We start from the raw sequence: 17,255 nt of genomic DNA, 5'->3' as shown, positions 1-17,255 counted from the left end.
AAGGCCAAGGTTCACCGCCGCGAGATGGCGTTTCATGGTTCCGGGGTCTCCACCGGCTGGTTCCATGGATTTCCGTCCCGCCTTTGTTTGACCGCGTGTTCGCGAGGCCGAAAGCCCGCGTCCCGCAGCCTTATTGCGCGCCGCAAGGCGTTAATGGAGAGACCCCGATGGCCACCCAGCGCATCCTCGACTTCCTCGCCACCCGACGTCCGTCCGGCCCCTGCCTCGTCGTCGACCTCGATGTCGTGCGCGACAATTTCCGTGCCTTCGAGAAGGCGCTGCCCGATTCCAGAATCTACTATGCGGTGAAAGCAAACCCTGCGCCGGAGATCCTGCGCCTGCTTGCTGCGATGGGCTCGTCCTTCGACACCGCTTCCGTTGCCGAGGTCGAGATGGCGATGGACGCCGGTGCGCCGGCGGACCGCATCTCCTTCGGCAACACCATCAAGAAGGAGCGTGACATTGCACGCGCCTACCAGCTCGGCATTCGGCTGTTTGCCGTCGACTGCGTCGAGGAGGTCGACAAGATCGCCCGCGTCGCTCCCGGCGCGCGCGTGTTCTGCCGCGTTTTGACCGACGGCGAAGGCGCCGAGTGGCCGCTGTCGCGCAAGTTCGGCTGCGTGCCGGCGATGGCCGTCGACGTGCTGCGCCATGCCAGGACGCTCGGCCTCGACGCCTATGGCGTGTCGTTCCATGTCGGCTCGCAGCAGACCGACCTGACGGCGTGGGACCGTGCGCTGGCCGACGCCAAGAAGGTGTTCGCCACGCTCGCCGACGAAGGCATCGTCCTCAAGATGGTCAATATGGGCGGCGGTTTCCCGACGCGCTATCTGCGTGACGTGCCGGCGGCCCAGGCCTATGGCCAGGCCATCTTCTCGGCGCTGCGCAAGCATTTCGGCAATGCGATCCCTGAGACCATCATCGAGCCGGGCCGCGGCATGGTCGGCAATGCCGGCGTCATCAAGTCGGAAGTCGTGCTGATCTCGAAGAAGGCCGAAAACGACAATGTGCGCTGGGTGTTCCTCGACATCGGCAAGTTCGGCGGTCTGGCCGAGACGATGGACGAGGCGATCCGCTATCCGATCGTCACCCGCCATGACGGTTCGGAGACCGCACCTTGCGTGCTCGCCGGCCCGACCTGCGATTCGGCCGACGTGATGTACGAGAAGACGCCGTATCCGCTGCCTCTGTCGCTGACCATCGGCGACGATGTGCTGATCGAAGGCACCGGCGCCTACACGACCACCTACTCGGCGGTCGCCTTCAACGGCTTCGAGCCTCTCCGATCCTACGTGATCTGACGGCTTCGGCCTTCAGATCACCCCAGGCGGACGTTTGCGTCCGCCCGGGTTCGCCTGTGGAACAAGCTCCGCTCGTGAAGGATCGCGGAAATGGACATTGTAAATTACATTGACGGTGCCGTGGGAATCTCCCCCTCGAGGGGGAGATGGCAGGCAGGCCAGAGGGGGTCGTCTCGCGTGAAGCGCCGGCATCCCTCATCCACGACGCGGTGTCGCGTCAGGTCGTGCCGACCCCCTCTGTCGCCTTCGGCGACATCTCCCCCTCGAGGGGGGAGAGTGCCCGCGCCATTGTTGTCGTCGCCGAAACTGCGGCAGACATTGCATCGCGTGAAGCGTTGCTCGATCGCGCCATGGGGCCGATGCGGCGCAAGAAATCGTCGGAGAAGCTGCGGCGTGGCCGCCGGCCTTCCGAAGGTCTCGCTTTTGTCGTGCGGGATGCCGCCGGCGCGGTTGCCGGCACGGTGCGGCTGTGGGACGTACGTCTGGGCGAGGGCGGCCCGGGAGCACTTCTGCTCGGACCGCTCGCCGTCGATCCGGCGCTGAAGAACGCCGGCATCGGCTCGGCGCTGATGCGCCATGCTTTGGCCGAGGCCGCGCGTCTCGGCCATGCCGCGGTGCTGCTGGTCGGCGATGCGCCTTATTACGGTCGCTTCGGCTTTTCGGCGGAGAAGACCGGCGCGCTAGCCATGCCTGGTCCGTACGAGCGGCACCGCCTGCTCGCGCTGGAACTGATCGATGGTGCGCTCGACGGCGCGCATGGCACGCTGAAGGCTGCAGGTCGCAAGCTCAAGACACAGAGGCTCTCGCTGGCCGCCTGATTGGTCAAAAACAAACGCCGCCGGTCCTTTGCATTTCAGCGAGGGCGGCGTTTTGTTTTTGCGAAGGGCTCAGCCGATCAGCTGGCTGAGCGCCATGGCGACCGACATATCGCCTTCGACCTTTATCTTGCCGGACATGAACGCCATGGTCGGATTGAGGTCGCCGGCGATCAGCGAATCCAGATCGTCGAGCGACAGCTTGATGGTGCAGTCGGTCGGCGCATCGGTGTTTGAGACGGTTGCGCCGTCGATGACGATGACGCCGTTGCTGCCGGTATCGAACTTCACGGAATGTTCGAACCCGGCGCTCGCCACGCGCGACCTCATCTTCTCGGCAATGTCCTGAACGCTCATGACTGTTCTCCTGGTCTCGTTGCGTTTTGCCGCGCTTCAGTGACCGGCCTCCGCCGAAGTCGCTGTCTCGCGCGTACCGCGATCCTGGTCGCTTGGCGCATATAGCTTCGAGTTGACGTAAACGTCAACGCGCGATGCGTCATCTCGTTTCAGTCGGAAGGAATGCGGCAGAGAACATTCACCCTGCGACGAAGGTTAGTGTTCAGCAGCGGGCTTCGCCGCCTCGGCCTGGGCCGATTCCGCCGGGGCCGGTTCGGTCGGCGTGGCCGGATCCTTGCGGCGGCGCATGGCGTTGTCGCGGATTTCATCCTTGGTCAGGAAGTTGACCTGGTCGATCAGCACTTCATGCACCAGGTCGGCGCCGACGCGGGCGTTGACGGTGTCGCGTATGGCCTTGCGGAAGGCATCGAGATCGACGGTTTCCTTCTTGGTGAAGTCGATCTGAGGATTGGAGTAGAGATAGGAATAGACCTGATCGGTCATCAGCGCTTCGGCCGGGATCGACATCTTCTTTATCTCGGCCGGCTCGACCGTGTAGACGAGCTTGGTGAGGAAATAGCCGTCGATCTTGGAATCGCGGATCAGCGGCACCGAGATGATGTCGGTCTTGACGTAGTCGAGGCCACCCAGCATCGGTTTCGGCGTCTCGCCGACGCCGCGCTCACCGGCCGCCTGGAACGAATAGAACACCGCGCCAAGCGTGGCGGCGCAGATCCAGATCGCGGCGGCGATGAATTTGATCACCGGTTGTTCCCGCCTGTTGCCGAGATCATCAGCTCGCCCAACCGAATTCACCGGCCGAATAGGTGCCGTCGGCTTCGGCGCGCTGAATGGCGTTCTTCAACAGCGTGGCGACTTCGTTGACCGCGTTGAGGTGGGCGAGGATTGCAGCCTCGTTTTTCGCGAGCTTCTGGCGCAGCCGCGCCAGACTGTCGCGATGCTGTTCCAGGAATTCGATCTCGTTGGCGCCCTTCATGGCGCGGGTCAGCTCATAGAGGTAGCGGCTCTTGCGGGCGTTGGAGGCCTTGAGGTCATAGCTGGTGTCGTTCTTCAAACCGGCCGTCTCTTCCTCGACCGCTTCCTCGATGCGGCCGATGATGGCGGCAAGGTTGCCCGGCCGTGCAAACGGGATCGGCGCTTCGGACGTACGCGCCGGCAGGTTGGAAGAGTATTTTGAAAAATCGGCCATTGAAAATCCTGGTCTAGATCTTGATTTCGGTTTTGATGGTCGTCTCGTCGCCGGTCATCGACCGTGCGGCCTTGCGCTGCAATTCCTCGACCAGCGAGGTGGACAGCCGCGCCTGCTGGTCGATCTCGGTCTTGTGCGGCCCGGTTGACACCGGGCCGATCGGCACGGTGCGCTTGCCGTCCTTGTAGTGGTCGGCGAGCAGCGATTTGGCAATGCCGATCCCTCCGCGCTCGGCCATGACGTCGGCGACACGCTCGGCAAGCTGCGATTTCCACATGTCGCCGGCCAGCCCCTTGCCGTAGACGCCCTCTGTGTCCTTGGGCAGCATGTTCTGGATGAAGGTCTGCAAGACCATGGCCTCGAACTTCTTGAATTTTCCCGCGGGATCGGCGCCTGCCGCGGCCTTGTCGGCCGTGGCACGCGACAAGATCGAGCCGGTATCCACCGAAGCCGCCATGTCGACCAAAAAGGCGCCGCCAACGCCGTTGGCCCGCTTGGCCAGCGCGGCACGGGCAGCCTCGATATCCGTCGGGTCGACGGCTCGGGCAACATCGAGAACGATGTCGCTGGGTGGAGAAATCGCCAAGAAAGTCCGCCTCTTTGCCGGGTTTCCTGAGCGACCATGCCGCAGCAAGCTTGTGGCAGGCTTGCCGGCTCGAAATCCTTCGCCGGATGCTAGGCATTGCTATCAGCAGCGGCAACTCCGGCTGGGTCGATGCGATCTGGTCGTTTGCGGTGGGCGCTGCCGGCGTCGCCATGGTCAGATCGTAGGTGGCGTAGGCGCAGAGGCCGAACACGGCGCCGTACACCCAACACAGCCCGCCGCACGGAACGAAACCGAACGCCGTCCGCAGGTGACCCGGCTCTAACTTCCGATTATTCCTGCCCTCGCCTCTGCGCGATCAGATCGAGCCGGTCGCGGTCGGAGCGTTCGCGTTCGTCCTGTCGGCGCACGTCCTTGTAGGCGCGCTCGACCATGTTGGTGCGCGCCGTCGCAGTGGCGATGAGCGTGACCTCCTGCCTGGCGCTTTCCAAGCTCGCTTCCTGCCGGACCAGCGCATTCGCGATGCGGCGATGGTAGAGGTCAGGGAACAGCACCGCCATCGACTGGTCGGCGTCGAAATGCTGGACTAGTTCCTTGGCCTCGGTTTCGGCGGTTGCCGCTGCCGCCAGGAAGGCCGCATGGCGCGTCTCGTGCAGGGCCTTCAGCTGCTCCTGCACCTTGACCAGTTTCTTCAGCCGTTCCTTGCGCGTGCTCATCTCACCTCGCCAGCGTCAGGTCGACAAAGCCGTCGACGAACAGCGACAGCATGGTCCCGATGGCGAAATAGAAGATGATCATGCCGCCGGCGATGACGAAAGGCAGCGAGATGAAGTAGACCGGGATTTGCGGCGTCAGCTTGTTGACGAAGCCGATCGTCAAATTGACCAGGATGGCATAGGCGATGAACGGGCTGCCGAGCCGGATGACCAGGAAGAAGGCGTCCGACACCGTGTCGGTGAGATCGACCAGGGCGGCCTGCGGATTGAAGAAGACGTTGACCGGCGCCACCGTGTAGGAGGCGACCAGAGCGCGGATGATCTCGTGGTCGAAATCGAAAACGAAGAGCAGCAGCAGCGCCGAAAACGAGATGATGGCGGCGAGCGCCGCCTGCGGTTCCGGCTCCTCGATCGCCGGTCCGCCTGTGCCGCCATAGCCGATCAGCATGGCGATGGCCGAACCCATGAAGCGCAGCGCCTCCATGTAAAGCCTGGTCATCGCGCCGATCAGCCCGCCGACCAAAAGTTCGGAGATGATCATCGGCGCCAGCACCTGCGGACGCGCATCGACGAAGGGAAAGATCTTGTCCCACAGGAAGGCGAGCAGGCCACCGGTTGCGGCGATCGACGCGAACAGCCGAACCTGGATCGGCACGCGGGCGCTGGACAGGCCCGGCATCAGCATGAAGCAGGCGCCGATGCGACAGAAGGCGAGGAAGGCGGCGATGACGACGCCTTGCGACAGTATGTTCACGAGATCGTCCCGAGCACCTTGATCTCGACGCCCTTGGCGATTTCGACATGGGAGAGAACGGGAAGCGTCGTGAACAGGCGCTCGATGATCATGCGCACATAAGGCCGCGCATCGGGCGCGGTGACGAGGACAAAACGCTCGCCGGCCTCGAGATGCTTGCGGATCGCCTTGGTCGCGTCCTGGCCGAATTCCTCCAGCTGGCGCGGGTCGATGTCGAATTCGCGCACCTCGCCCTTGGCGTCGCGCTTGAGGCTCTGGTGGAAGGCGAGGTCCCAGCGGTTGCCGAGGCGCAGCACCTTGAGCATGCCGCCCTCGGAGAGATCGCCGCAGATCTGTTGGGCCATGCGGATGCGGACATGCTCGACGATCTGCTCGGTGCGGCGCACATGCGGCGCGATCTCGGCGATGGCCTCGATGATCAAATGCAGGTTGCGGATCGATACGCGTTCGGCCAGCAGCAATTTCAGCACCGCCTGCAGGCCGGGATAGGAGATGTGCGAGGTGCAGATCTCGTCGGCGAGCTTGCGGTATTCCGGATCCTGGCGCTCGAGCAGCGCCTTCATGTCCTTGTAGGACAGAAGCTGCGGCAGGTTGTTGCGGATCACCTCGGACAAATGGGTGAGCAGCACCGACATGTTGTCGGCAAAGGTGTAGTTCTCGCGCTTCAGATCCTCGGCGAAGGTTTCGAGCACCGAGAAGGCGCGCATGCCGAAGGCCGGCTCGCGGATTTCCTCGCCGGGAACGTCGGGCAAATCCCGGTTGCCGAGCAGCACCATGATCTCGCCGACGCGCATCTGGTATTCGGCGACGACGGTGCCGTGGACCTTGATCTGGTAGCTTTTCGGCGGGATGCCGAAATCGTCGGCGACGCGCACTTCCGGCACGACGAAGCCATATTGCGTGGCAAATTTCTTGCGCATCTTGGCCATGCGGAACACCAGTTCCTGATGCGATACCAGCAGCCGCGTCGACAGCTGTTTGCCGATCAGAAGCTCGATCTCGGCGGTGGTCAGCGAAGCCTTGACCGAGTTCTTCTCTTCCTCGACCTTGTTCGCCTTCTCCAGATCCTTGATCGCTTCGGCGGCGGCAGCCTCGCGGTTGGCGCGCATCGGGATGACGTAGCCAAGGCCGGCCATGCCGGCGGCTAGCGTGAAGAACGGGAAGAACGGCAGGCCGGGCATCAGGCCGAGCAGGACGAGCAGCGAGGCCGCGACATAGAGCGCGCGCGGATGCGCACCGAGCTGGCCGAACACCGCCTGGTTGGTCGAGCCGCGCGTGCCGCCCTTGGACACAAGCAGGCCGGCGGCGAGCGAAACGATAAGCGCCGGGATCTGGGTGACGAGGCCGTCGCCGACCGACAGTTTGATGAAGACATCGGCGGCTTCGCCCATGCCCATGCCGTGCCTGATGTAACCGATGGCGATGCCGCCGACGATGTTGATGGCGGTGATGATGAGGCCGGCAATGGCGTCGCCGCGGACGAATTTCGAGGCGCCGTCCATCGAGCCGAAGAAGGAGGATTCCTCTTCCAGCTCGCGGCGGCGCAGTTGCGCTGTCTTGTCGTCGATCATGCCGGCGGACAGGTCGGCGTCGATCGACATCTGCTTGCCGGGGATCGCGTCGAGGGTGAAGCGGGCGCCGACTTCGGCAATACGGGTGGCGCCTTTGGTGATGACGATGAAGTTGACCACAATCAGGATCATGAAGACGATCAGGCCGATGACGAAATCGCTGGCCATCACAAGTTTGGAGAAGCCGGCGATGACATAGCCGGCGGCGTGCGTGCCCTCATTGCCGTGCGACAGGATCATGCGCGTGGTGGCGATGTTGAGCGATAGCCGTAGCATGGTGGCGATCAGCAGCACGGTCGGGAAGGACGAGAAATCGAGCGGCCGCTGGATCCACAGCGCCACCATCAGGATCAGCACCGACAGTGCGATCGAGAAGGCGAGGCCGATGTCGATGAGGAAGGCCGGGATCGGGAGGAACAGCACGGCCAGGATGATGACGATGCCGATGGCGAAGAAGACATCGCGGCCGTTCTTGGCCACTGTTCCTGTCGCTAAGCTTTCGCTGACGGCCATATCGTCCCCAATCACAAGCCTGCCGAGCACGCGACAGCCCTTCGAGCCTAACCGGTCAAGCTTGCGCGAGGGTGGGAGGACTGGTTACTTGCCAGGACGACAGAGGCCTTGAGGAGAGAGATCATGCTGGTGATCATCGGCACCATTCGCCTGCCTGCGCAACTGCTCGACGAGGCAAGGCCGGCCATGCGGCGCATGATACTGGGCAGCCGTGCGGAGCCCGGCTGCATCGAATACTCCTACGCGCAGGACGTGCTCGACGTCGGGCTCATCCATGTAACCGAGGTGTGGAGCGACAGGGCCGCGCTCGACGCGCATTTCCGCTCGCCTCACATCGCCGATTGGCGGGCGAGCTGGGCATCGCTCGGCATAGGCGAGCGCAACCTCATGCTCTATGAGGCCGGCGAGCCGAAGCCGATCTGAGGACCGGGCACAGTCAAGAAGGCGTGGGCCCAAGAAAATCTAGCAGGCGTTGACCTGTCTGCAGGACCATCCGCCGCCATCGGTATCGTGGCAGTCTTCATAGCTGCCGTAGCAGGTGTTCGTCGAATTGCGATACCAAGGGTAGCCGCCGGGACAGCAAACATCTTGTTGTGCAGTCTGGATAAATTCCTTTGCCGGCCGGCTTTGGTTTTCCGGATTGCCTCCCGCCAAAAAAAGAGACATCGGGTGTGACACAACAGACCTAACCGGCATATCCATGCTTGAATTGCTCACCGCAGACGAGCTCAAAAAAATCATGCCAACAGCTAATGAAAAAAATCCCCGCGCACTCATCTTCTCCTCCTTGAGGGAAATAGAGACGGCCAAAAATAACACAGCTGCGTCGATTGCGTAAGCGATCGCTCATATACCTCGACACGCTCGCGGGGAATTGAAGCGGGGCGGCAAGCCTGACTGCGCCTCAGCGCCAGAATGGCGCCGCAAGCAGCCGGCATTATGTCGGCGTGCTGATCGTCGCCGAACTGCACAGCGATCCGTCCGATGGTGAGACGCCGGTGCTGGCGCCGGCCAAATTCCGGCATGCGGTGCTGGTGCCGACCATGAACGTCCGGTCCACCGCCGAAACCATCCAGCGCGCCGTCGCCGAGGAACTGGCGGTGGTCGAGAATTTCGACAACCGGGCCGTTGTCGGGCTTTTGACCGAGGGCCATCTGATGCGGCGCTACGCGGAGGAACTCGACAAGGCGCGGCGCGACCGGGCGAAGACTAGGCCTCGGCCGGCATCTTAAATGTCCCTACTCGGCGCTTGCCACGTGTACAGTGTCACTGTACAAATTGTTCAGTGGGAGAAAAAGACGGGATGAGCACCGACCAGGCTCCGGTCAAGAATGGCGTCGCCTCGACGGCGACGCATGCCCATCAGATGCTGGGCCAGCGGCTGAAGAGCCTGCGTCTCGGCCGGCGGCTTTCGCTGCGCGAACTCGCCGAGCTGACCGGGACCAGCGCCAGCTTCATCAGCCAGCTCGAGCGCGGCCTGACCGGCGCCAGCACCGCCTCGCTCAACCAGATGGCCTCGGCGCTGGGTGTAAGCGTGGCGATGCTGTTCGAGGATAGTGCCGCCGGGCAGCGCGGGGTCTTGCTGCGCAGCGAGCGGCCGAGCCTGCCGCCCAGCGACGGCTGCCGCAAGATGCTGCTCTCGCGTCCCCCTTTAAGCGACATGGAAGTCTATGTCGGCGAGTTCGAAATCGGCGGCTCGACCGGCCCAGCGCTCTACACCCATGGCGACGCGCACGAGATGCTCGTCGTGCTGCGCGGCATCGTCGAGGTTTCGCTCGGCGATGTCAGGCATGTGCTGGAAGAGGGCGACAGCATCGAATACGCGACATCGACAGCACATCGCTCAGAGAACATCGGCAGTGGCCGAGCCGAGGTGATGTGGATCATTGCGCCACCGACTTCGGTGCGCGCCGAACTCGATCAATACAGGGCCTGGAAACCGCTCGCAGCCAGGTAGGTTCAATCCATGCGGGTCAAATGGGAGAACAATAATCATGCTGAAAACAAGACATCTTGGCCTTGGCGCCGTGCTGGCGCTCGGCGTTCTGGCAACCGCAGCGTTCGCGCAGGAAAAGCCTGTCGCGGGTGAGGTCAAGGAAGGCTCGCTCAAGGGCAAGACGCTGACGCTCGTCTCTTATGGCGGCATCTACCAGGACGGCCAGGCCGCCGCGCTCAAGGAGTTCGTCGAAAAGTCCGGCGCCACGCTGCTCAATGACGGGCCGACAGAGATCGCCAAGCTGCAGGCGCAGGTCGAATCCGGCAACGTCACCTGGGACGTCGTCGACACCGCCGACCTGCCGCCTTACGTCTATTGCGGCAAGCTGTTCCAGAAGCTTGATTTCAGCAAGCTCGACGTCTCCAAGGTGCCCGAGGGCCAGGTCGGCGAATGCTCGGTGCCGGCCATGAACTACGGCGTCGTGCTGATGTACAACAAGGAGAAGTATGGGGATAACCCGCCCAAGAACTGGGCCGATTTCTTCGACACGGCAAAATTCCCCGGCACGCGCGCGCTCGACGGTTCGGGCGACCCGACGGGCGGCCTGCTGGAGCAGGCGTTGAAGGCCTCTGGCGGCGACCCGAAGGCGATGACGGTGGCCGACATCGACAAGGCCATCGATGTCATCCGCAAGCTCGGTCCCGACACGATCTATTGGAAGACCGGCGCTGAATCGCAGCAGCTTGCCGAATCTGGCGAAGCCGACATGCTGATGATGTGGACCGGACGTGCCATGACGGCGGTGAAGAACGGCGCCAAATATGCGCCGGCCTGGCAGGACTGGCTGGTGGTGATGGACCAGATGACCATTCCGGTCGGCGTCAAGGATACGGATGCGGCTTATGCGCTGCTCAATGCCTATCTCGGCAAGGGGGCGCAGGAGATCCTGGCGCAGCAGACCTCCTATACGCCGATCAACAATGACGCGCAGCCCAAGGTCGATGCGTCGGTCGCCGCCTTCCTGACCAACACGCCCGAGCGCCAGAAGCAGGGTTACAAGCAGAACATCAAGTTCTGGGTCGAGAACTTCCCGGTGGCGCAGGAGAAGTGGTCGGCGCTGATGGCCGGCAACTGAACAGCCAAGTGAGAGCCAGGCCGTGAGCGCGTCCGAACCCATCGCCCAACCCGCCGCCCATGCGCGGTCGGGTCGGGCATGGCGGCCGTTCGCGCTCACGGCGCCGGCGCTCATCCTGCTCGTCGCGGTGATCGGGTATCCGCTGCTCACCATCGTGCTGCGCAGCCTGTCGGAACCTGAGTGGGGGCTGCAGAACTATGCCTGGTTCTTCGGCGCGCCGGTCAACCTGACAGTGCTGCAGCGGACTTTCGTCATTTCGGCCTGGGTGACGCTGGTCTGCGTCATCGCGGCCTATCCCTATGCCTATCTGATGACCGCGGTCGGGCCGCGCGTCCGGCTGGTGCTTGTGCTTTGCGTGCTGATCCCGTTCTGGGTGAGTGGTGTGGTGCGAACGCTGTCATGGGTGATCCTGCTGCAGGATTCGGGCGTCATCAATTCGTTGCTGCGCTCGGTCGGGTTCGGCGCGGTCAAGCTGATCCGCACCCAGACCGGCGTGGTCATCGGCATGGCGCAGGTGCTGTTGCCGTTCATGATCCTGCCGCTCTATTCCGTGATGCAAGGCATCGACCTCAGGCTGATGCGTGCGGCGCAAAGCCTCGGTGCGCGGCCGTCGCGCGCGTTCTTCACCGTCTATCTGCCGCTGTCGCTGCCCGGCGTCTATGCCGGCGCGGTCATCGTCTTCATCCTGTCGCTCGGCTTCTACATCACGCCGGCTTTGCTCGGCGGCCCGCGCTCGACCATGCTGTCGACGCTGGTGCAGACGCAGGTGCTGAGCCTGCTGCAATGGGGCAGGGGCGGCGCCATGGGCGTCGTTCTGCTGGTCACCACCTTCGTGCTGCTGGCGCTGGCAGCACCTGTGATGCGGTCCAGGCATCGGGAAGCGGGGCGGCGCTGATGGAGATGAAGCCGCTCACCCGCGTTCTTCTCGGGCTCGTCTGCCTGCTGGTGGCGATATGGCTGGTGGCGCCGACGCTGGTCGTGGTGCCGATGTCGTTCAACGAAAACAAATCGCTGGCGTTTCCGCCGCAAGGCTTTTCCTGGCAGTGGTACCAGAATTTCGCCACCAATCCGGACTGGTCGAACAGCTTCCTGAATTCGCTGAAGGTCGCCTCGATCGTGGCGGTGCTGGCGACGGTGCTCGGCACGCTTGCCACCTTCGGCCTCGACCGCATGAAGGCGCGGCCGGCGAACCTTTTGCGTATGCTGATGCTGACGCCGATGGTGGTGCCGGGCGTGGTGCTGGCGATCGGCATCTATGCCGTCTATCTCGACACGCAGCTCGTCGGGACGCTGCTCGGCTTCGTGCTGGCCCACACCATCCTTGCGCTGCCCTTCGTGCTGATCGCGGTCTCGGCCAGTCTCGAAGTGTTCGACCGCCGGCTGGAGACAGCCGCAGCCAGCCTGGGCGCCGGCGCACTGACCACGTTTCGCACGGTGACGCTGCCGCTGATCGCGCCGGGCGTGCTCTCGGGCCTGCTGTTCGCCTTCGCCACCTCGTTCGACGAGATTGTCGTGTCGCTGTTCATCACGAACCCCTATCTCAAGACATTGCCGGTGCAGATCTTCGCCTCGATTACGCGCGATGCCGACCCGACGGTGGCGGCCGTCGGCACGATCCTGCTTTTCGCGACCACGATCCTGATCGCCGGCGGCATGCTCCTTCTTGGCCGCGAGCGGAAAGGACGCCAATGAATCCGAAGCCGACAAGCAAGGGCGCCTCGATCGATCTCGAAGCGATCAGCAAGGCCTATGGCGGCTTCAAGGCGCTGGACGGCGTGTCGCTGCGCATCGAGCCCGGCGAGTTCATGACGCTGCTTGGCCCCAGTGGTTCGGGCAAGACGACGACGCTCAACGTGATCGCCGGTTTTACCGACGTCACCAGCGGCAAGCTTTTGGTTGGGGAAAAGAGCGTCGTCGGCGTGCCGGCGCACAAGCGCAACATCGGCGTCGTCTTCCAGCACTACGCGCTGTTCCCGCATATGAGCGTCGGCCGCAACGTCGCCTATCCGCTGACGCTGCGCGGCGTCGACCAGGCGACGCGGCAGACACGCGTGGCAAGGGCGCTCGACATGGTCAAGATGGGCGATTTTGCGCATCGCTATCCCAGCGAATTGTCGGGAGGCCAGCAGCAGCGCGTGGCGTTGGCACGCGCCATCGTCTTCGACCCGCCGCTGCTCTTGATGGACGAGCCGCTCGGCGCGCTCGACAAGAAGCTGCGCGAATGGCTGCAGCTCGAGATCAAGCGCATCCACCGCGAGCTCGGCACCACCTTCGTCTATGTCACGCATGATCAGGAAGAGGCGCTGGTGCTGTCCGACCGCATCGCCGTGTTCAACCGCGGGCGCATCGAGCAGGTCGGCACCGGCCGTCAGCTCTATGACGAGCCGGCAACGCTGTTCGTCGGCCGCTTCATCGGCGATTCCACCGTGCTGCGCGGCAAGGCGCGCAGCGATGGCAACAGCACCGCGCTGAGCATCGCCGGCGAGACGGTGACGGTACCGCGTAAGCTGTCGGGAGAAGCCAGTCCGGTGATGCTGCTGCGTCCCGAAAAGCTCGCGATCCAAAGAGCCGGCCAAAGTGCTGCCAATGGCGCCAACCGCCTGTCGGGGACGATCGCGGAAGCCATCTATCTCGGCTCGGAATCGAAATACGAAGTTAAGCTCGCCGACGGCTCGGCCGCGATCGTGCGCTCACCGGTGACCGGCGAGAGTTTTGGCCTCGGCGACAAGGTCGAGCTCTGCTTCGACGGCAGCGACGCCAAGCTGCTGGCGGACGACGCAAGCGCCGAGACCACACTCACCTGATCCCATCTGGCCTGATCCCATCTGAAAGTCATTCCATGCAAGCCAAGCGCAACGGCGACATATCGTTCTGGTATGCGGATCTGGGGGCGGTTCCCGTTCCGCGCCCGCCCTTGCCTGGAAACATCGAGGCCGATGTCGCCATTGTCGGCGCCGGCTATACCGGCCTGTGGACCGCCTACTATCTGAAAAAGGCGAAGCCATCGCTGCGCGTCGTGATCGTCGAGCGCGAAATTGCCGGCTTCGGCGCTTCGGGGCGCAATGGCGGCTGGCTGTCGGGCGGCTTCAGCTGGTCGCGCGAAAAATATCTCAAGACATCGAGCCGCCAAGGCGTGATGGCGATGCAGGCGGCGATGGCAGGCTGCGTTGATGAAGTGATCCGGGTCGCGACCGAGGAAGGCATCGACGCCGACATTCGCCGCGTCGACAATCTGACGGTGGCCACCAACGCAGCGCAGTTGGAGCGCGTGCGCGAAGAATGCGAGACGATCCGTTCCTGGGATGTCGACCCGAACCGCGTCGAGATGCTGGACGCCGCCTCAACGCGCACGCGCATCAACATCCGTAACGTCATGGGCGGCTTCGTCGTCCATGGCCAGGCGCGGGTGCAGCCGGCCAAGCTGGTGCGTGGGCTTGCCGATGCCGTCGAGCGGCTGGGCGTGCCGATCTATGAGAAGACGACGGTGACAAGCATCGCCAAGGGCAGCGTGACGACAGACCGCGGTACGGTGCAGGCGGAGACGATCATCCGCGCGACCGAGGGTTTTACATCAGGCATCCCCGGCGAGGAGCGGACCTGGCTGGCGCTCAACAGCGCGCAGATCGTGACTGAGCCGCTGCCGCCCGACCTGTGGCGCGACATCGGTTGGGAAGGGCACGAACTGCTCGGCAATGCGGCGCATGCCTATTGCTATGCCCAGCGCACGCGTGAGGGACGCATCACGATGGGCGGACGCGGCGTGCCTTATCGCTACGGCTCGCGCACCGACGTCAACGGCCAGACGCAGCAGGCCACGATCGACCAGCTGCACACGATCCTGACGACGCTCTTGCCGCAGACCAAGGGATGCCGCATCGATCACGCCTGGTGCGGCGTGCTCGGCGTGCCGCGCGACTGGTGCACCACGGTCGGCCTCGATCCCGCGACCCGCATCGGCTGGGCCGGCGGCTATGTCGGCCTCGGCGTGTCCAGCTCCAACCTTTCGGGGCGCACGCTGGCTGACCTTGTTCTCGGGGCAAACACCGAGCTGACGAAGCTGCCCTGGGTCAACCGCAAGGTCAGGCCATGGGAACCGGAGCCCTTCCGCTGGCTGGGCGTGCATTCGATGTACCAGCTTTATCGCATTGCCGATGGCCGCGAGGCGGCAGGGCTTGCGCGCACCTCGAAGCTGGCCGCGTTGGCCGACAGCATCACCGGCCACTAAAGCCATTTGTTCTCACGCAATTCCGGGGCAGACCCCTTTCCTGGAATTGCTCTTATCCATGGAGCTAGACTTGATCGATCTTTCGACCTTCCACGATCTCGCCAAGGCCGAGATCGGCGCGTTCTCTCCTAAGCCAAGCTCGATTGAAGGCGATCAGGTCGAGGCCGTGCGCTCGTTCTTTCAATCGCCTGACGGGACTGTCGATGTCGGCATCTGGGAATGCACGCCCGGCCGCTTCACCGCCGATCGTTCGGACTCGTCGGAGATCTGCCACATCATTTCGGGGCGCGTGGAACTGAGCCGCATCGATGGCGAGGTGCGGGAACTCGGTCCGGGCGATCTCCTCGTCCTGCCGCAGGGCTGGAAGGGCGAGTGGCTGATACGCGAGACCACGCGCAAGCTCTACATGATCCAGAGCGCCGGCTGACCGGCGCTACGGCTATGGCGAGCTCAGTGATCGATCGGCCCCTTCGGCGAGACCAGCGCGGTGCCGGCGGTTGTCGGGCGCTCGATCAGGCGGCGCACGCGCGGCGGTTCGTCGCCGCTGTGCAGCGCCCGCACCCGCTCGCCGACGACGGCGTCGGCATGGGTGGCGCGCCGGTTGTGGCGGATGTATTCCAGCCAGGTCGGCGTGTGGTAGTGTTCGATCCAGACTGCGGGATTTTCTAGGTCCCGAGCCAGCGTCCAGTTGCGGGCGCCGTCGCGGCGGCGGATGCGCCCGCGCTCGGCCATGGTGGCGAGGAATTCGGGTACATCTTCGTCGCGGATAATGTACTCTATCATGATGGCGATGGGGCCGCTGCGCGGCTTCAGGTCGAGGCCGAGATGCGGCTCCTTGAAGCGGTTGAGCGGGTCGAGGTTGAGAGTCGTCTGCTGCGGCAGCGGCAGGAACAGGCCGATGGCGCCGCCAACAAGCATCGCGATGGCCGCCGCAATCAGCGCGGTTTCGGCGCCATGCGCATCGGCAACGACGCCCCAGATCCAGCTGCCCAGCGCAATGCCGCCGAAGGTCGCCGTCTGGTAGACCGACAGCACCCGGCCGACGACCCAGCGCGGCGTCGACATCTGCACCGTGACGTTGAAATGCGACAGCGCGATCACCCAGCAGGCGCCGCCGATGAGCAAACCCGCCGCAGTCTGCCAGGCATTGAGGCTGATGGCGGCATTGAAGGCGCAGACGGCAAAGCCGGCGAAGGCCATCCGCACCATCGTCTCGCTGGACAGCAATTGTCTGAGACGCACGCTTATCAGCGCGCCGCCGACGGCGCCGATGCCGAAGGCGCCGAGCATGATGCCGTAGGTCAAGGCATCGCCCTTGACGACGTCGCGCGCCACCAGCGGCAGCAGCGCCAAAACCGCGCCGGCGCTGAAGCCGAAGGCGGAGCCCCTGACCAGCACCTTGCCGATGTTGGGCGACATGGCGACATAGCGCAGGCCGGCGCCCATGGCGGCGCCCAGCGTCTCGCGCGGCAGCGTCGAGACCGGCAGCTCCGGCTTCCAGCGGAAGAGCACGATGATGAGACCTATATAGCTCAGCGCATTGGCGGCGAACGCAGCAGCCGCACCAGCGGCGGCAACGATGATGCCGCCGATCGCCGGGCCGACGCTGCGTGTCAGGTTGAAGCCCAGTGAATTGAGTGCAACCGCGGCCGGCAGCTTGTTGCGCGGCACCATGTCGCCGACCGATGCCTGCCAGGACGGGTTGTTGAGCGCCGTGCCGCTGTCGATTAGGAAGGTGAAGGCAAGCAGCGTCCACGGCGTCATCCAGCCGTTCCAGGTGAACAGCGTTAGAAGTGCAGAGACGACCAGCATGAAGATTTGGGCGATCAGCATCACCTTGCGCCGGTTGAAGCTGTCGGCGATGGCGCCGGCGACGAGTGCAAACAGCATGATCGGCAGAGTGGCCGAGGCCTGGACCAGCGCCACCTGATAGGGCGACGTGGCGATGGTGGTCATCATCCAGGCGGCGCCGACGCCCTGGATCAGGCCACCGAAATTCGACACCAGGCTGGCCGACCAGACGGCGCGGAAGATGCCGTGCCGGAACGGCGCCAGCGCCGAAACGCGTTCGCTGTCCGGCTCGTCATCGATCATCAGACCTGTCCCACCTTAACGTGCTGGTTTCGTCCGCGGGGACGACAATCATGGCATCCGTTTGAAATAGAGCACGACATCCAAAAGGGCGAACGCGTCTTCGAA

General features: G+C 63.9%; 20 protein-coding genes. 11 read left to right on the top strand and 9 right to left on the bottom strand.

Annotation, left to right across the window (positions count from 1 at the left end; all coding sequences use genetic code 11):
• Window positions 1–167 precede the first annotated feature (167 nt).
• Window positions 168–1,301, top strand: coding sequence for an ornithine/lysine decarboxylase (odc2, locus tag NLY36_RS09330; protein WP_023671923.1), 1,134 nt, complete (start codon window positions 168–170; stop codon window positions 1,299–1,301).
• Between the two features lie 146 nt (window positions 1,302–1,447).
• Window positions 1,448–2,119 carry a GNAT family N-acetyltransferase gene (locus NLY36_RS09325; protein ID WP_023695724.1) on the top strand — a complete coding sequence of 224 codons (672 nt, stop codon included), beginning with the start codon at window positions 1,448–1,450 and terminating at the stop codon, window positions 2,117–2,119.
• Window positions 2,120–2,188: 69 nt separating this feature from the next.
• Here NLY36_RS09325 and NLY36_RS09320 read toward each other — a convergent pair whose 3' ends face one another.
• The 7 genes from NLY36_RS09320 to flhA form a co-directional block, all read right to left on the bottom strand.
• On the bottom strand, window positions 2,189–2,473 hold the full coding sequence (locus NLY36_RS09320) for an SCP2 sterol-binding domain-containing protein (RefSeq protein ID WP_023695725.1): 285 nt from the start codon (window positions 2,471–2,473) through the stop codon (window positions 2,189–2,191).
• Window positions 2,474–2,668: 195 nt separating this feature from the next.
• Window positions 2,669–3,217 carry a hypothetical protein gene (locus tag NLY36_RS09315; RefSeq protein ID WP_023695726.1) on the bottom strand — a complete coding sequence of 183 codons (549 nt, stop codon included), beginning with the start codon at window positions 3,215–3,217 and terminating at the stop codon, window positions 2,669–2,671.
• A 28-nt stretch (window positions 3,218–3,245) separates the two neighbouring features.
• Window positions 3,246–3,662 carry a hypothetical protein gene (locus NLY36_RS09310; RefSeq protein WP_023671919.1) on the bottom strand — a complete coding sequence of 139 codons (417 nt, stop codon included), beginning with the start codon at window positions 3,660–3,662 and terminating at the stop codon, window positions 3,246–3,248.
• A gap of 13 nt (window positions 3,663–3,675) precedes the next feature.
• Complete coding sequence (locus NLY36_RS09305) at window positions 3,676–4,248, bottom strand: rod-binding protein (protein ID WP_023701058.1); 573 nt, start codon at window positions 4,246–4,248, stop codon at window positions 3,676–3,678.
• Window positions 4,249–4,538: 290 nt separating this feature from the next.
• The gene (locus NLY36_RS09300) at window positions 4,539–4,922 is read right to left on the bottom strand and encodes a hypothetical protein (RefSeq protein WP_023701060.1); all 384 of its coding nucleotides are present in this window, start codon (window positions 4,920–4,922) and stop codon (window positions 4,539–4,541) included.
• Window position 4,923: 1 nt separating this feature from the next.
• Window positions 4,924–5,676: a flagellar biosynthetic protein FliR gene (fliR, locus tag NLY36_RS09295; RefSeq protein WP_023686374.1), complete on the bottom strand. Its 753-nt coding sequence runs from the start codon at window positions 5,674–5,676 to the stop codon at window positions 4,924–4,926.
• Window positions 5,673–7,760: a flagellar biosynthesis protein FlhA gene (gene flhA, locus NLY36_RS09290; protein WP_023671908.1), complete on the bottom strand. Its 2,088-nt coding sequence runs from the start codon at window positions 7,758–7,760 to the stop codon at window positions 5,673–5,675. The genes fliR and flhA overlap by 4 nt, the downstream gene beginning before the upstream one ends.
• 123 nt (window positions 7,761–7,883) lie before the next feature.
• Here flhA and NLY36_RS09285 point away from each other — a divergent pair, with 123 nt between their 5' ends.
• Entirely contained in the window at window positions 7,884–8,183 is a 300-nt protein-coding gene (locus NLY36_RS09285) for a putative quinol monooxygenase (RefSeq protein WP_023671907.1), read from the top strand.
• Between the two features lie 39 nt (window positions 8,184–8,222).
• Here the strand turns inward: NLY36_RS09285 and NLY36_RS09280 are convergent, their stop codons facing one another.
• A complete protein-coding gene (locus NLY36_RS09280) occupies window positions 8,223–8,537 on the bottom strand; it encodes a hypothetical protein (protein ID WP_155921527.1) in 315 nt (104 codons plus the stop codon).
• Between the two features lie 170 nt (window positions 8,538–8,707).
• On the opposite strand from NLY36_RS09280, the gene NLY36_RS09275 reads away from it, so the two are divergent.
• The 8 genes from NLY36_RS09275 to NLY36_RS09240 all read left to right on the top strand — a co-directional run bounded on the left by NLY36_RS09275 (window position 8,708) and on the right by NLY36_RS09240 (window position 15,483).
• Complete coding sequence (locus NLY36_RS09275; protein WP_023671906.1) at window positions 8,708–8,992, top strand: hypothetical protein; 285 nt, start codon at window positions 8,708–8,710, stop codon at window positions 8,990–8,992.
• A 71-nt stretch (window positions 8,993–9,063) separates the two neighbouring features.
• A complete protein-coding gene (locus NLY36_RS09270; RefSeq protein WP_027049833.1) occupies window positions 9,064–9,717 on the top strand; it encodes a helix-turn-helix domain-containing protein in 654 nt (217 codons plus the stop codon).
• Between the two features lie 37 nt (window positions 9,718–9,754).
• A complete protein-coding gene (locus tag NLY36_RS09265) occupies window positions 9,755–10,831 on the top strand; it encodes an extracellular solute-binding protein (protein WP_023686368.1) in 1,077 nt (358 codons plus the stop codon).
• Window positions 10,832–10,853: 22 nt separating this feature from the next.
• Complete coding sequence (locus tag NLY36_RS09260) at window positions 10,854–11,726, top strand: ABC transporter permease (protein WP_023671903.1); 873 nt, start codon at window positions 10,854–10,856, stop codon at window positions 11,724–11,726.
• The gene (locus NLY36_RS09255) at window positions 11,726–12,523 is read left to right on the top strand and encodes an ABC transporter permease (protein ID WP_023671902.1); all 798 of its coding nucleotides are present in this window, start codon (window positions 11,726–11,728) and stop codon (window positions 12,521–12,523) included. Before NLY36_RS09260 ends, NLY36_RS09255 begins: the two co-directional genes overlap by 1 nt.
• Entirely contained in the window at window positions 12,520–13,635 is a 1,116-nt protein-coding gene (locus tag NLY36_RS09250) for an ABC transporter ATP-binding protein (protein ID WP_023735029.1), read from the top strand. The genes NLY36_RS09255 and NLY36_RS09250 overlap by 4 nt, the downstream gene beginning before the upstream one ends.
• Window positions 13,636–13,670: 35 nt before the next feature.
• Window positions 13,671–15,056 (top strand): NAD(P)/FAD-dependent oxidoreductase, encoded by a 1,386-nt coding sequence (locus tag NLY36_RS09245; protein ID WP_023710965.1) that lies wholly within the window; start codon window positions 13,671–13,673, stop codon window positions 15,054–15,056.
• Between the two features lie 58 nt (window positions 15,057–15,114).
• Window positions 15,115–15,483 (top strand): cupin domain-containing protein, encoded by a 369-nt coding sequence (locus NLY36_RS09240; protein WP_081725355.1) that lies wholly within the window; start codon window positions 15,115–15,117, stop codon window positions 15,481–15,483.
• 23 nt (window positions 15,484–15,506) lie between these two features.
• Here the strand turns inward: NLY36_RS09240 and NLY36_RS09235 are convergent, their stop codons facing one another.
• The gene (locus NLY36_RS09235; protein ID WP_023671898.1) at window positions 15,507–17,150 is read right to left on the bottom strand and encodes an MFS transporter; all 1,644 of its coding nucleotides are present in this window, start codon (window positions 17,148–17,150) and stop codon (window positions 15,507–15,509) included.
• Between the last annotated feature and the right edge of the window lie 105 nt (window positions 17,151–17,255).

This window comes from Mesorhizobium sp. C399B (assembly GCF_030323185.1).
In the GTDB taxonomy this organism is placed as follows: domain Bacteria; phylum Pseudomonadota; class Alphaproteobacteria; order Rhizobiales; family Rhizobiaceae; genus Mesorhizobium.
This window is presented reverse-complemented; position numbering and strand designations above follow the sequence as displayed.